Annotated in this window: 14 protein-coding genes and 2 pseudogenes; 8 read left to right on the top strand and 8 right to left on the bottom strand. The window is 67.5% G+C overall.

The window, feature by feature from the left end:
* Nucleotides 1-172 (bottom strand): annotated as a pseudogene (locus tag C667_RS26355) (DnaA regulatory inactivator Hda); the annotation flags it as partial.
* A complete protein-coding gene (locus tag C667_RS05940) occupies nucleotides 169-1,275 on the bottom strand; it encodes an AI-2E family transporter (RefSeq protein WP_004358519.1) in 1,107 nt (368 codons plus the stop codon). The gene C667_RS05940 and the pseudogene C667_RS26355, both read right to left, overlap by 4 nt.
* A gap of 141 nt (nucleotides 1,276-1,416) precedes the next feature.
* Here C667_RS05940 and purM point away from each other — a divergent pair, with 141 nt between their 5' ends.
* Both purM and C667_RS05930 read left to right on the top strand, forming a co-directional pair.
* A complete protein-coding gene (gene purM, locus C667_RS05935; RefSeq protein ID WP_004358517.1) occupies nucleotides 1,417-2,484 on the top strand; it encodes a phosphoribosylformylglycinamidine cyclo-ligase in 1,068 nt (355 codons plus the stop codon).
* Between the two features lie 145 nt (nucleotides 2,485-2,629).
* Nucleotides 2,630-3,001: a DUF2784 domain-containing protein gene (locus C667_RS05930; protein ID WP_004358515.1), complete on the top strand. Its 372-nt coding sequence runs from the start codon at nucleotides 2,630-2,632 to the stop codon at nucleotides 2,999-3,001.
* Between the two features lie 30 nt (nucleotides 3,002-3,031).
* Here the strand turns inward: C667_RS05930 and C667_RS05925 are convergent, their stop codons facing one another.
* A complete protein-coding gene (locus tag C667_RS05925; protein WP_245538434.1) occupies nucleotides 3,032-3,574 on the bottom strand; it encodes a hypothetical protein in 543 nt (180 codons plus the stop codon).
* Between the two features lie 565 nt (nucleotides 3,575-4,139).
* On the bottom strand, nucleotides 4,140-5,789 hold the full coding sequence (locus C667_RS05920) for an alpha-D-glucose phosphate-specific phosphoglucomutase (RefSeq protein ID WP_004358510.1): 1,650 nt from the start codon (nucleotides 5,787-5,789) through the stop codon (nucleotides 4,140-4,142).
* 534 nt (nucleotides 5,790-6,323) lie between these two features.
* Here C667_RS05920 and C667_RS05915 point away from each other — a divergent pair.
* The 4 genes from C667_RS05915 (at nucleotide 6,324) to C667_RS05900 (ending at nucleotide 7,968) form a co-directional block, all read left to right on the top strand.
* Complete coding sequence (locus C667_RS05915) at nucleotides 6,324-6,614, top strand: toxin-antitoxin system TumE family protein (protein ID WP_051174625.1); 291 nt, start codon at nucleotides 6,324-6,326, stop codon at nucleotides 6,612-6,614.
* A gap of 3 nt (nucleotides 6,615-6,617) precedes the next feature.
* Complete coding sequence (locus C667_RS05910; RefSeq protein WP_004358507.1) at nucleotides 6,618-6,992, top strand: HVO_A0114 family putative DNA-binding protein; 375 nt, start codon at nucleotides 6,618-6,620, stop codon at nucleotides 6,990-6,992.
* Between the two features lie 401 nt (nucleotides 6,993-7,393).
* Nucleotides 7,394-7,645, top strand: a complete 252-nt coding sequence (locus C667_RS05905) for a type II toxin-antitoxin system ParD family antitoxin (protein ID WP_004358504.1) — start codon at nucleotides 7,394-7,396, stop codon at nucleotides 7,643-7,645.
* On the top strand, nucleotides 7,642-7,968 hold the full coding sequence (locus C667_RS05900) for a type II toxin-antitoxin system RelE/ParE family toxin (protein ID WP_004358502.1): 327 nt from the start codon (nucleotides 7,642-7,644) through the stop codon (nucleotides 7,966-7,968). Before C667_RS05905 ends, C667_RS05900 begins: the two co-directional genes overlap by 4 nt.
* A gap of 234 nt (nucleotides 7,969-8,202) precedes the next feature.
* On the opposite strand, the gene C667_RS26010 is transcribed toward C667_RS05900, so the two are convergent.
* Both C667_RS26010 and C667_RS05895 read right to left on the bottom strand, forming a co-directional pair.
* Nucleotides 8,203-8,352, bottom strand: a complete 150-nt coding sequence (locus tag C667_RS26010) for a hypothetical protein (RefSeq protein WP_169317684.1) — start codon at nucleotides 8,350-8,352, stop codon at nucleotides 8,203-8,205.
* Between the two features lie 172 nt (nucleotides 8,353-8,524).
* Complete coding sequence (locus C667_RS05895) at nucleotides 8,525-12,022, bottom strand: class I SAM-dependent DNA methyltransferase (RefSeq protein WP_004358497.1); 3,498 nt, start codon at nucleotides 12,020-12,022, stop codon at nucleotides 8,525-8,527.
* Nucleotides 12,023-12,301: 279 nt separating this feature from the next.
* Between C667_RS05895 and C667_RS05890 the strand changes: the two genes are divergently transcribed.
* Both C667_RS05890 and C667_RS24845 read left to right on the top strand, forming a co-directional pair.
* Nucleotides 12,302-12,604: a BrnT family toxin gene (locus C667_RS05890; RefSeq protein ID WP_211207666.1), complete on the top strand. Its 303-nt coding sequence runs from the start codon at nucleotides 12,302-12,304 to the stop codon at nucleotides 12,602-12,604.
* Nucleotides 12,591-12,878 carry a BrnA antitoxin family protein gene (locus C667_RS24845; RefSeq protein WP_004358493.1) on the top strand — a complete coding sequence of 96 codons (288 nt, stop codon included), beginning with the start codon at nucleotides 12,591-12,593 and terminating at the stop codon, nucleotides 12,876-12,878. The genes C667_RS05890 and C667_RS24845 overlap by 14 nt, the downstream gene beginning before the upstream one ends.
* A 50-nt stretch (nucleotides 12,879-12,928) precedes the next feature.
* Here C667_RS24845 and C667_RS26350 read toward each other — a convergent pair.
* Nucleotides 12,929-13,189: pseudogene (locus C667_RS26350) on the bottom strand (HipA N-terminal domain-containing protein); the annotation flags it as partial.
* Nucleotides 13,189-13,482 carry a helix-turn-helix transcriptional regulator gene (locus C667_RS05880; RefSeq protein WP_051174628.1) on the bottom strand — a complete coding sequence of 98 codons (294 nt, stop codon included), beginning with the start codon at nucleotides 13,480-13,482 and terminating at the stop codon, nucleotides 13,189-13,191. The pseudogene C667_RS26350 and the gene C667_RS05880, both read right to left, overlap by 1 nt.
* Nucleotides 13,483-13,626: the final 144 nt, after the last annotated feature.

Genomic DNA, 13,626 nt, shown 5'->3' with positions numbered 1-13,626 from the left:
GTCCGCTGCCGGGCGCGCCCCACAGGTAGATGTGGCGCGCGGGCAGCTGCGCCGCAGTGGCGGGCGAGGCCAGCAGCGACACGGTGGCGACCAGCTCGGCGTTGGCGCCGGCGACGAAGTTCTCGAGCGTGGGCGGCGCGTCGGGGCGGATGTCGAGGACGAGCTGCTTCATGGGCGCTCGTGCTCGCTGGCGATGACCGGGCGCGGCTGCGTGCCGCGATACACCGGGCTGGCGAGCCAGGCCTCGCGCACCTCGCGCAGGCCCACCAGCAGCGCGGCGCCCACCGGCAGCGCGACCAGCACGCCGACGAAGCCGAAGAGCTGGCCGAAGGCCATCAGCACGAAGATCACTGCGAGCGGGTGCAGGCCGATGCGCTCGCCCACCAGGTAGGGCGTGAGCAGGAAGCTCTCGACCACCTGGCCGAGCGCATACACGATCGCCACGCCGACCAGCGGCGGCCAGCCCTGCGCCTGCAGCAGGGCGGCGACGATGGCGAGGATCAGCCCGCCGCCGAAGCCGACATAGGGGATGAACACCAGCAGGCCGGTGAGCACGCCCACCGGCAGCCAGAAGTTGAGCCCGGCCAGCCACAGCCCGGCGCTGTAGAACACCGCCAGCAGCATCATCACCGAGAGCTGGCCGCGCAGGAACTCGGACATCACCGAGTCGATCTCGGCGAGGATGCGGGTGGTGGCAGCCACCCAGGGCCGTGGCACGATGCGCTCGAGCTCGTCGAGGATGCGCGGCCACTCCTGCAGCAGGTAGAACATCACCAGCGGGATGAGCAGGACGTTGGCGGCGAAGGCCAGCACCGCCATGCCGCCGCTCTTGAGGTGGGCGAGCACCACCGGCACCAGCTCCTGCGCGCTCGTCCAGTTGTCGGCGATGAGCTGCTGGAATTGCTCGGCGTTGAGGCGGATGTCCACTCCCAGGCGGGCCTCGAGCAGGGGCGCGATGTTGAGGTTGAACATCTGCACCAGCTCGGGCAGGCGGCGCACCAGCAGCACGCCCTCGCGATACACCATCGGCACCAGGATCAGCGCGAGCGCGATCAGCAGCAGGCCGAGCGCGCAGATCACCAGCAGCACCGCGAGCGGCCGCGGCACGCGGCGTGCGACCATCCAGTTGACCGCCGGATCGCAGATATAGGCGAACACCGCACCCACCACGAAGGGGGTGAGGATGGGGCCGAGCAGCCAGAGCAGGGCGATGAGGGCCGCGCCGGTCGCGGTCCAGGCGACGGTTTGCAGGCGATCGACGCGGGGAGGCTTCATTTAAAGTAAAATCGCGGGCTTGGCGCGGGCGAGAGCCGCCCGCGGAACACGTAAATGTAGCCACTTGGCGTTGCGGCCTCAAGCTCGGTTCCACCGGGCATGCGGCGAGGCCCGGCAGCCTGCGAGCTCGAAGGAACGATCTTGGCCGACCATCACCCCGAACCGCTGGATCCCCAGCCCTCCCTTTCCTACCGCGACGCCGGCGTGGACATCGAAGCGGGCGACGCCCTCGTCGAGCGCATCAAGCCCTTCGCCAAGCGCACCATGCGCCCCGAGGTGCTGGGCGGCATCGGCGGCTTCGGCGCGCTCTTCGAGCTGTCGAAGAAGTACAAGGAGCCGGTGCTGGTGTCCGGCACCGACGGCGTCGGCACCAAGCTCAAGCTCGCCTTCCAGCTCGACAAGCACGACACCGTCGGCCAGGACCTGGTGGCGATGAGCGTGAACGACATCCTGGTGCAGGGCGCCGAGCCGCTGTTCTTCCTCGACTACTTCGCCTGCGGCAAGCTCGACGTCGATACCGCCGCCGACGTGGTCCAGGGCATCGCCCGCGGCTGCGAGCTGGCTGGCTGCGCGCTCATCGGCGGCGAGACCGCCGAGATGCCCGGCATGTACCCCGAGGGCGAATACGACCTCGCCGGCTTCGCGGTCGGCGTGGTCGAGAAGGCCGACATCATCGACGGCAGCAAGATCGTTCCGGGCGACGTGGTGCTCGGCCTGGCCTCGAGCGGCGCGCACTCCAACGGCTACTCGCTGATCCGCAAGATCGTAGAGCGCGCCGGCACCGACATGATGGCGCCCTTCCACGGCCGCCCCTTCCGCGACGTGGTCATGGAGCCCACCCGCATCTACGTCAAGCCCATGCTCGAGCTCATGCGCGCGATGCCCGGCGTGGTCAAGGGCATGGCCCACATCACCGGCGGCGGCATCACCGAGAACGTGCCGCGCATCCTGCGCGAGGAGCTGACCGCGCGCATCGACGGCGACACCTGGGCGCTGCCGCAGATGTTCCGCTGGCTGCAGTTCGCCGGCGGCGTGAACCAGGACGAGATGTACCGCGTCTTCAACTGCGGCATCGGCATGGTGGTGATCGTGTCGGCGGCCGACGCCGAGGCCGCCGAGGCCAAGCTGACTGCCGCGGGCGAGACCGTGTACCGCATCGGCGTCATCGACACCCGCCGCGAGGGCGAGGCGCAGACCATCATCGACTGAGCGATGCGCGCCGGCGCGCGAGGGGCGACCCGCGCGCGCCGTATTTGCGGGAGCGTTCGCGTCCGCTTCCGCGTATCTCTCTCGCGTATCCCCCGGCGCACCCCGGGCTACCGTTCCATTCCGCCGGCCAGGAGCGCTCCGCGCCATGGGCTACCGCCTCGCCGCCGACGCGGTGCTGCTGCTTCACCTGGGCTTCATCGCCTTCGCCGTGCTGGGCGGGCTGCTCGCGCTGCGCTGGCGCCTTGCCCCCTGGCTGCATCTTCCCGCGGTCGCCTGGGCCGCGTGGGTCGAGGCGAGCGGCGGCCTGTGTCCGCTCACTCCGCTCGAGAACCGCCTGCGCGTGCTGGCCGGCCAGTCCGGCTACCCGGGCGGCTTCATCGAGCACTACCTTGTTCCCCTGATCTACCCCGCCGGGCTCACCCGCGAGCTGCAGCTCGCGCTCGCCGGCTTCGTCGTGCTCGTCAACCTGGCGGTGTATGCCTGGGTGTGGCGCCGCCGGGTCAGCCGGGCGCGGTGACGCGCGCGGGTGCGGCCAGGGCCGGGCAGATCATTCGCTCCAGCCCTCGAAGCCGCGCGAGGCCTGCGCCGGATGCGCGAAGCCGCCGGTGATCCACGCGGTCGCGCTCGCCACGCCGAGGCGGAAGTCGGACGGCACGCGCACCTGCGCGACCTCTTCGCCGAGTTCGTCGAAGGCGCTCAGCGTGGCGTAGGGCTCGTACTCGTCGGGGGTGATGTCGAGGCGGACGTCCCACTGCGCGTCGAGCGCGAACACCGTGAGGCGCTTGTGCAGCATCGCGTGAGCCTGCTGGCGGTGGCGCTGCAGGACCTCGCTGGCGGTCTTGACCAGGGTGTTGAACGCGGCCTGGTCGAGCGGCTTCGGGTTCTTCTTGTCGCGCCCCATGGTCCATGGGCCCACCAGCGCGGGCTCGGCCTCGCCGTCCTGCAGCATCTCGACCGCCCAGCCGTCGTCATCCTCGTTCTTGATCACGCGCGCGGTCCAGCCGTCGAGCTGCCACAGGCGGTCGCTGCGCAGCGCGGCGGTTTGTTCGGCTTGGGGAGGGCTGGTCGGATCGTGGTCGTCGAGGGTCATGTCGGAGGCGTCGGGATTCATGGGCATGCTTGCGCTGTTGGCGCTCTCGTGCGCGCGGCCGTGCACCGTGGCAGCGACGGCAAGGCGGGGGCTGGCCGGGCGCGAGGGCGCAGCGGCCGCGCCGGGCCCTGCCGCCACGGAGGCGGGAGCGGGCTCGGCCAGAGGCAGCGACAGCGCTACGGGAAGTTCGGCGTCGGACAAGGCCACGCTTGCGGCAGGGCGTCGCCGGGGCGGTTTCGCCATGGACTCTGCCACGAGTGGCGGGCCTCCGGCTGCCGCGAACAGGGGGATCTGGTCGTGCATCATGTTCAGTCTCGCTCGGTAGCTGTTATTTTATACAGCTTTTGGTGCGAAACAAGGGATGTGACGGCGCGGATTCCGGATCAGGCTCCCGATCGCGAAATGCGTTGCCCCCGATCGGGGGCCTGCGGAGGCGTGAGAGCAGCTGCGGACTTCGTCATCCGCGTCGCTGGAGGCCCCGCCCTATTCGCGGCTAGCGCCGCTCCTACAGGAACCCGGAAGCGCGTCGGTTTCTGCGGGAGCGCGGGCAGGTGCGATCGTCGCTTCAGGTCACCACCGTCGGCCCCTCCATGCCGCAGTGCCTGCGGATGCCGGCAAGCTCGTCGGCGATGCGGATCAGTTCGCCGAGCGCCTCTTGCACCGGCTGGTCGTGGCGGGCGGGGTCGGCCTCGTAGCGTTCCAGATACACGCGCAGCGTGGCGCCCTCGGTGCCGGTGCCCGACAGGCGGAAGACGATGCGGCTGCCGTCGGCGAACAGCAGGCGCACGCCCTGGCGGGTGCTCACCGAGCCATCCACCGGGTCGGTGTAGGCGAAGTCGTCGGCGCTGGCGATGCGCAGGCCGTCGCCGCAGTCGCGCCCGGCGAGCGCGGGAAGCTGCGCGCGCAGATCGGCCATCAGCGTGTCGGCGCGCTCGGTGGGGATGCCCTCCCAATCGTGGCGCGAGTAATAGTGGCGGCCGAAGCGCGCCCAGTGCGCGCGCACCAGGTCCTCCACCGAGCGCCGGGTCACGGCGAGCAGGTCGAGCCAGAACAGCACCGCCCACAGGCCGTCCTTCTCGCGCACGTGGTTGGAGCCGGTGCCGTAGCTCTCCTCGCCGCACAGCGTGGCCTGGCCGGCGTCGAGCAGGTTGCCGAAGAACTTCCAGCCGGTGGGCGTCTCGTGGCAGGGGATGCCGAGCGCGGCGGCGACCTTGTCGGCGGCGCGCGAGGTCGGCATCGAGCGCGCGATGCCGGCCAGCCCGGCGCGATAGCCGGGCACCCGGGTGGCGTGCTCGGCCAGCACCGCCAGGCTGTCGGACGGGGTGACCACGAAGTCGCGGCCGAGGATCATGTTGCGGTCGGCGTCGCCGTCCGAGGCCGCGCCGAAGTCGGGCGCGTCGGGGCCGGACATCGCCGCCATCAGCTCGGCGGCGTGCGCCGGGTTGGGGTCGGGGTGGTGGCCGCCGAAGTCCTCCAGCGGCTCGCCGTTGATCACCGTGCCGGCGGGTGCGCCGAGCTGGCCCTCGAGGATGGCGCGCGCGTACGGCCCGCTCACCGCGCTCATGGCGTCGAAGCGCATGCGGTGGCCGGCGGCGAACCAGGCGCGCATGGCGTCGAAGTCGAAGAGCTGCTGCATCAGCTCGGCGTAGTCGGCGACCGAGTCGATCACCTCGACCGTCATGCCGCCGAGCGTGCGCGTGCCGAGCGTGTCGAAGTCGATGTCCTCGCCCGCGTCCTCGCCCGCGTCCTCGATGCGGTACTCGGCGATCTCCAGGCTGCGCGCGTAGATCGCCTCGGTGAGCTTCTCCGGCGCGGGGCCGCCGTTCGAGGCGTTGTACTTGATGCCGAAGTCGCCGTCCGGCCCGCCCGGGTTGTGGCTGGCCGACAGGATGAGGCCGCCGAAGGCGGCGCGGCGGCGGATCACCGCGCTCACCGCCGGCGTCGACAGCAGCCCGCCGCGGCCCACCAGCACGCGGGCGAAGCCGTTGGCCGCCGCCATGCGCAGGATGGTGCGCACCGCGACACGGTTGTGGAAGCGGCCGTCGCCGCCCAGCACCAGGGTCTGGCCCTCGTGGCCGGGCAGGGTGTCGAACACCGCCTGGACGAAGTTCTCGAGGTAGTGCGGCTGCTGGAAGACGGTGACCTTCTTGCGCAGTCCGGAGGTGCCGGGGCGCTGGCCGGGGAAGGGGCGGGTGGGGACGGTCTGGATGCTCATGGGCGTGTGGGCGGATGGCCGGAGAGGAGGATCGGGCACTTCATCAGTTGCGCATGTTGCGCTGCAACCGTCATTGAACGTCTTCGCGGGGAAGTTCTCAAGGGCCTTGGTCGCGGGACCACGCCCGGGCGGCGCCCCGGCGCTGTGTTCGCGCCTGCCGGCGCTCCTACATGGAGGGTGCAATCGGGGGTGCGTCCCCGATTCTCTGTGTTCGCGCCTGCCGGCGCTCCTACAGGAAGGGCTGCGGCTCCGATTCGATGTAGAGACTCCGACCCGCGCTGGGTCATGTAGGAGCGCCGGCAGGCGCGAAAGCGGCGATCGCCTACCCGCCGCGCATCCCTTGTCCCGCGGCCCATTCGCGCCTGCCGGCGCTCCTACAAGGAGGGTGCAATCGGGGTACGTCCCCGATTCTTCGCGCCTGCCGGCGCTCCTACATGGAGGGTGCAATCGGGGGTACGTCCCCGATTTTCCCGCGCCCCCGATGCACGGACCTCACGTGTTGCCCCACGTAGATATATCCATATAATGCAATACATGGACGCCAAGCTCATTCACCGTAGCAAGCAAACCCGCGCTGATGGTGTAACGATCGAAATGGTTATCTGGTCCGTCGAGCCTGCGGTGCCGGGCTCGGCGCACGAATACAAGTATCGGTTCTATGCGGGTCGTGACGGACGCACCTTGGTCCGTTACGACAACGAAGTTGGCAAGGGCGACCAGAAGCACATCGGTACCGATGAAATCGAAGTGCCGCTCCGCTTTGTGTCCATGCAGCAGTCGGTGCGCGACTTCATGGCCGACATCGAGCGTCTGAAGGAGGAATGAATCATGGCGAATCTGGCAATCATCGGTATCACCGATTGGGCCGCAACGCAGGCCCAGGTGCTCGATGTGGCGCGCCGCATCGATGCCGGGGAGCAACCACCCGAGGGCGACTATCACCTGGGCTTTGCCGATGCGGCACAGCTGCTGGCGGAGTTGCCGCCGCGCCGGCTCGATACCTTGCGCGCGATCAAGCGCCTCGGGCCGGTGTCGATCTACGCCGTGGCCAAAGCGCTTGGGCGCAACTATTCCAATGTGCACGCCGACGTGCACAAGCTGATCGGGCACGGCCTGGTCGACAAACAGCCGGACGGGCGCGTCTGGGTGCCTTGGGCCGACGTGGTGGTCAAGCTCGATGCGTCACTGCTGAGTGCTGCGTGATTCCTTGGTCGCGATCGGGGGACGTGCCGGTTCATGTAGGAACGCCGGCAGGCGCGAAAGCGTCGATCGCCTACCCGACGCGCATCCCTTGCCCCGCGGCACATTCGCGCCTGCCGGCGCTCCTACAAGGAGGTTGCAATCGGGGTGCGTCTCCGATTCTTCGCGCCTGCCGGCGCTCCTACAAGGAGGGTGCAATCGGGGTACGTCTCCGATTCTTCCTCCTGCCGGCGCTCCACGAGGAGGTTGCAATCGGGGTACGTCCCCGATTTTTCATTCCGATTTTTCATTTTTCCTCGTCCCCGATTTTTCCTCCCAGCCAGGTTTTTTGGTGGATTGCGCATCTCTGCTATCCTGATGTTGTCAATAGTTGTCAAAAGACCGTTTGCCTTGCTGGAGCGACCATGAGCCGAAACACCTTGAACTTTGCTCTGCCCGAGAGCATGCGTGCCTACGTCGATGCGCGCGTGGCGTCCGGCCATTACGGCAACACCAGTGAATACCTGCGGGAGTTGATCCGTAAGGATCAGGCGGAGCAGGCGCGAGAGCGTCTGCGGACGCTGATCGCTCAGGGCATCTCGTCAGGCCCCGCCGTGCCTTGGTCACAGACGGAAGAGGATGAGCTCCTCGCCATCGCTCGCGGAGCGATCGATTGAAGCCACTGGCCTGGCGACCACAGGCCCGGATCGACCGCCAGAAGGAGGTGCGCCATTACCGCGACCATGCGGGTCCGAGTGTGGCGCAGCGTCTTGTCGACGCCAGTTGGAAAGCGCTGGAGCAAGTGCGGCGCGATCCCGCCATTGGGTCGCCTCGCATCGGCGAGCTGATCGAGATTCCTGGACTGCGCAGTTGGCGAGTGGCGGCTTTCCCGCTGATCTGGTTCTATTTCGAGCGCGCCGATTGCATCGACGTGGTGCGCTTGCTCGGAGAACGGCAGGACATCCTTTCGATCTTCGGCGAGGAAGGGGGCGTTACGTGATCTTGTAGACGGGGTACGTCCCCGATTTTTCCGCGGCGTTGCGTTCGCGCCTGCCGGCCTCCTACAGGAAGCGCTGCGGCCCCGATTCCTTGCACAGACTCCGACCCGCACCGGTTCATGTAGGAGCGGCGGCAGCCGCGAACAGGGCGGTGCTGCGGCCGACGCGGGTGCAGTCGGGATACGTCCCTGACTTTCGCGTCCCCGACTCCCGGGGGTAAGCGGCTGGCCGCAAGGTCACAGTTTCTTGATTCGATCGTTGATGATACCCAAGCCCACGACGACGGCGGCAATCACGCCCAATAAGGGCCATCCGAGTTTTCCGAAAAATGCGAGCACCATGATCCCGGCGATCGGCGCGACGACACCCGCAATGAATACAGTCATCAACAAAGACCACATTTCAACGTCTCCATCCAGTCGATCTCGTTCCGGATGATTGTTGGTTTTTCACGCATGCCGCGAATTTAGCGACTCGGCCAGCATCGAAACCAGCGTCGTGTTCATGCTGACACCCTCCCTCCAGCACGGCCTTACGCTTCATCGCATTCAAGCGAACTCACCCCTGCAACCGATACGCGCCGTCCTCGCACACCACCATGCCCAGCTCTTCCAGCGCTTCGAGCACCGCCTGCACGCCGGCGCGAGGCGTGCGCTTGAAGCGGGCGGCGATGGCCTCGGCGGGCAGCGGCTGGTGGGCGAGCGCGCTGCGCACGGCGGCGACCTGTTCGCGCATGTTCTTCGGCCACGCGGCCTTGCCGGTGGGGGCGGGGCCTGCGGCGGATTCGGCCTCGTGGGCGGGGCCGAGGTCGGCTTCGATCTGGCTGGGGGCGGCCGTGGCGGCGGTGGCGTCGGGGTTCTGGTAGTCGGGGCGCAGCCAGCGCACGAGGCCGCGCGCTTCTTCGGCGGCGCGGGCGGCGTTGAGTTCGACCAGGCGGCGCAGCAGTTCTTCCTCGGCGGCGGCCTGGGCTTCGGGCTTGTCGGGCAGCGGGGTGGTGGCGCCGGGCTTGCCGACGAGCTGGGCGGCGAGGTCGCTCCAGCCGTAGGCGTCGAACACCGCGCTGTCGAGCGCGTCGTGCAGTTCGCGCAGCACCGACACCAGGCCCTGCTCGTGGATCGTGCGTTCCCTGGGCGTGAGCGTGTCGCCGGAGCGCAGCTTTTCGAGCACGTTGTACATGCTGGTGAGGGTCAGCTCGGGGTGCAGCGATTGCTGGCGCTTGCGGTGGGCGTCGAGCTGCTCGGCGAGGTCGCGGATGCGGGCGGATTGAGCGGGCGTGGGGTCGGGGAAGGGGAACGTGAGAAAGCAACGGGTGTTATTGAAGACGGGATCATTGCCCACTCCCATGCGTCCGCCAGCAGCAAGAGACCATGTCGCATTTGCACGAGAAGACAGTATCCCGAGAGCGTACCCGTCGGAACAGCAAATCGTGTATAGCTTGTGATCGGGGCAGAACGGGAGTGGTTCGAACACGAAGACGCGATGCTTTGCGGTTTCGGGCGTCAGGATCACCCGATCCAGGGCTGTCCAAGCCTTCCGCAGGCGGCCCACCGGCTCTCCGAACAACCACCAGTTCCGCTTCCGCGACTCACGGTTGTTGTGGTCGCGCTCCGGCTTGACCCGCACGAGCAACCAGTTGTAAAGCGCAGGGTGTTGCGATCGCGCGTCCTCAGCGCTGAAGCCGAACAGGTCGATGACCCAGCAAGGCTCGCCGACTTGCATCAGGTCTCGGGCATTGAAATGGGGCTTGATCACGTTCGGCAGCTGATCCAAGTCATATCCGAGGTCATGAACCTCGCTCGCCGACAATCGAAAGCCTTTTCCGACCAAATTCATGCCCTGAAAGCAGACACCGCTGTTTGATGCGAGCGGAAGCGCGCGGCTTACGCCTGTACCAACCGACAGATCGGCATGGATTGCGCCGGTCCGAGCAGCCAGCGCAACGTCCACCTCGTCGTCGGCGTTCGCCGTCTCCGCAACCACACTCGCCAAGGCACCGGTCTGGCCCTTGCTTCCAGCGACTGTCATGGCGATCCGCACGGCCGCACCATCCGTGGAATCAACCCACGGATGGTCGGGTATGGCAAAGACCAACGAGACGGGATTCTTGGCCGTCAAGTGGCGCTCCACCACCTTGCGGTTGAATACCTGCTTGAGGCTGTTGGTCGTGATGAAGCCGAAGCGCCGGACTTGCCCTGCCCGGACAAGCTCCGCCGCGTTGTCCCACCAGTACATGACGAAGTCCGACGTCTCGGGCACGTTAGACCAACTACCACGTACCGCGTCCACGTAGCCATCGCCAAGGGCAGTGCGCATCCGCTTGTTTCCGATGAACGGCGGATTCCCCACGATGTAATCCGCCTGCGGCCATTCGGCCTTGCGCGGATTCACGTAGCGCATCTGCACCACCTGCGCAGTCTCGTCCGGGATGTCCTCGCCGGTGATCGGGCTCTTTCGGTAGGTGACGCCGTCCCAGCGCGTGACCGGGCGGCCGGCTTCGTCGGTGACCGGTTCCTCGCGCTCGTACTCGATCAGGGCGTCGCGGTGCTCGATGTTGCGGAAGTCGCGCAGCACCGGTTCGGGCGGGTTCACCGAGCCGTGGGTGCGGAAGTGCCATTGCAGGTAGCCAATCCACAGCACCATCTCGGCGATGCGGGCGGCGCGCGGGTTGATCTCGAGCCCGAGGAACTGGTGCGGGTCGACGGTGACGCCTTCGAGTTCGAGCAGGCCCTGGGATTCGCCGAGGTCGTGCAGCAGGTTGAGCACCTCGCCTTCGAGGCGCTTGAGGTGTTCCAGCGTCACGTACAAAAAATTACCGCTGCCGCAGGCGGGGTCGAGCACGCGCACCGCGCACAGGTGGCGGTGGAAGCTGCGGATCTCGGCGACCGCGTCCTTGTGCTTGCCCTGCTGCTCGTAGGTGAGCGCGGCGGCTTGCACCTCGCGCCATTCGGCGCGCAGCGGCTCGATGACGGTGGGCAGCACCAGGCGCTCGACGTAGGCGCGCGGGGTGTAGTGGGCGCCGAGCTTGTGGCGCTCGCGCGCATCGAGGGCGCGTTCGAGCAGGGTGCCGAAGATGGCGGGCTCGACGTAGCGCCAGTCGGCCGCCGACGCTTTCAGCAGCAGTTCGAGCTGGTCGCGGTCGAGCGGGATGGCGCTGGCTTCGGAAAACAGGCCGCCGTTGAAGCGCAGCACCTTGTTGCGCAGGATCGGCGAGAAGCCGCCGGTGTTCATGTTCTGCCACAGGTGCTCGAGCATGGGCGCGAAGGTGTGCGGCTCGCCCTTGAGGCTTTCGAGCAGTTCGGTGAAGGCGCGCGGCGGCAGCAGGCCGACGTCCTCCGCAAACATGGTGAACAGCGCGCGCATCAGGAAGCCGGCGACCTGCTGCGGGGCGTGGCCGGCGGCTTCGAGCGACCTGGCGAGCGAGGCCAGGCGGTCGGCGATCTCGCGCGTGACGCGCGCCGAGCGGCGGGCGGGGTCGAGCGCGAGCGGGTCGAGCCAGACGTCGCGCAGGCGCTGGCGGATGTCGTCGCGGCGCAGGTCTTCGAGGCGGATGCGGTGGCTGCGCGGGTCGGGGTAGGGCGTGTAGGTGGCGCCCGAGCGGCTGAATTCGGCGTAGAGCTCGATGTTGCGGCCGACGTCGGTGACGAGGATGAAGGGCGGCCGGCCCTCGTCGGCGGGCAGGGCGCGGGCGTAGTGGTCGGCCTGGTTGTGGGCGCGCAGCATGGCCTTGTCCCAGCCCGAGCTGTCGAGTGTGCGGCCGGTCTGCTTGGCCTCGAGCACGAAGGCGCCGCGGCGGTAGAGGTCGATGAAGCCGTTGTTGGCGCTGCCGTCGGGCTGGCGCATGACCACCCGGCGCTCGAACACATAGGCGTTGTCGCGCGTGTCGTCACCCGCCGGGTCGGGGCGCGGCAGGCCGAGCAGCTCGCACAGCTCGGTGAGGAAGAGCTGGTAGTTGGCGCGCTCGCTGCCCCCGGCGCGCTGCCAGCGGGCGATGAAGGTGTCGAGGGTGGCGGGGGCGAGCGTGTCGGCGGTCTGGGGCGAGGCGGATGACGAGGTCACGGGGGGCGCATGCATTCGGGTTGGGACGCGAGGATTGTAGCGGGCGCGGCGGGGTGAGGGGTCTTGGTTTTTCCTGGCGCACGCCGCAGGTCGCAGGGACCACGGGTCGGGTTCTATCCGAAATTCGGCTCGATGAAAATTGCTTGGAAATATGCAATAAAGGTATATCTGCGCTCTTCGTAGTGCAACAATCCCGCCTCTCGCAAGGCAAGTGAGAGTGCGCGGACTGCCCGCTGAGAGATCGGGATAAGGAGGGGTGAATGCGTATGTACAAAAATCTTGACCGGAGTCATTATTGTGCATACATTTAATTGGGTCAGAGTCACCTATGATCCGGCGAAGGACGGCGCCAACGTTGAAAAGCACGGCGTTTCACTTGCCATGGCCGCTGCGCTCGAGTGGGACTCGGCGGTGATCTGGCCCGACACCCGGCGTCAGTACGGCGAGCCACGCATGGCCGCCATCGGATACATCGGCTTGCGTCTGTATTACGTCGTCTTCGTGGATCGTGCCGAAAGTCGGCGGGTGATCAGCCTTCGAAAGGCCAACCAACGAGAGGTCAAACGCTATGCCGAAGCTTAAGACGGGAACCCTGCACCCGAGCGCCGAAGAAGATGCGGCCATCACGGCCGCTGCGCTGTCGGATCCGGATGCCATCCCCTATACGGATGCGGAGTGGGAGGCGGCCAAACCGACGATCCGCCGCGGCAGACCGCCGGCCGCCGTCACCAAGGAACGCATCACAATCCGCTTGTCGCGCGACGTGGTGGAGCAGTTCCGCGCGACGGGGGAGGGTTGGCAGACGCGGATGGATGCCGCGCTGAAGGACTGGTTGAAGACGCATTCGCCGGCTTGAGACGCGGACGCGGTAGGGGATTGCCGCCGGCTCGGCCCCATCAGGTTGCCCTTCGTGACCTTGTGCGTGCTTGCCGCATCATCGAGCGCCTGCCCCTCGGGCAGCAGATTCTCGAAGAACTGGCGCACCAAGGCGCTGTGGCGCTCCTCCGTCATCGCCTCGTCGACTTCGAGCGGCAAGGTCGGGCCGAGGGCGTAGGGCGCCTTGCGCGACAGCCACGCCGGGCTGTAGCGAAACGCATGGCGGTGCGTCTGCGCCGTGTAGCTCAGCGTGCCCGCCAGCTCGCCATTCATCAGCACGTCGAGCTTCATCACTCACGCGCCTCGCGGATGCGCTGCACGATTGCGCCGGCCTTACCCGCTGGCGCGATGAAGAGGCTCACGCCAAGCGCCTTCGCCACCCGCAGGGCAATTCCCAGTCCGACGCTTGGCTTGCCTGCTTCCAGGTCGCCCAGGGTCTGTTTGGCGACATTCACCGCCAGCGCCGCTTCTTCGAGCGTCAGCCCGCTGGCGGTGCGAGCCGCGCGAATGGCCGCTCCGAGTGCGTCAGGCGTTGTGAGCTGCGGATCGGTAGGGAAGGGGGTGAGGACAACACGACGCGCCATGAAATTACTCCCAAGATGGTAGGAGTATAGGCGATCCAGGTCCATTACTCGCCGAAGAACCTATCCGGGTAGGCGAATAGGTGGTGTGGTACATCATCGGGTTGATTGCGCCTATCGTAGTAGGTGTAAAAACGTGGATTGTGC

Origin of the sequence: Thauera phenylacetica B4P (assembly GCF_000310225.1) — a bacterium.
Taxonomy (GTDB): domain Bacteria; phylum Pseudomonadota; class Gammaproteobacteria; order Burkholderiales; family Rhodocyclaceae; genus Thauera; species Thauera phenylacetica.
The sequence above is the reverse complement of the archived record's forward strand: the minus strand, read 5'-3'. Positions and strand labels throughout refer to the sequence as shown.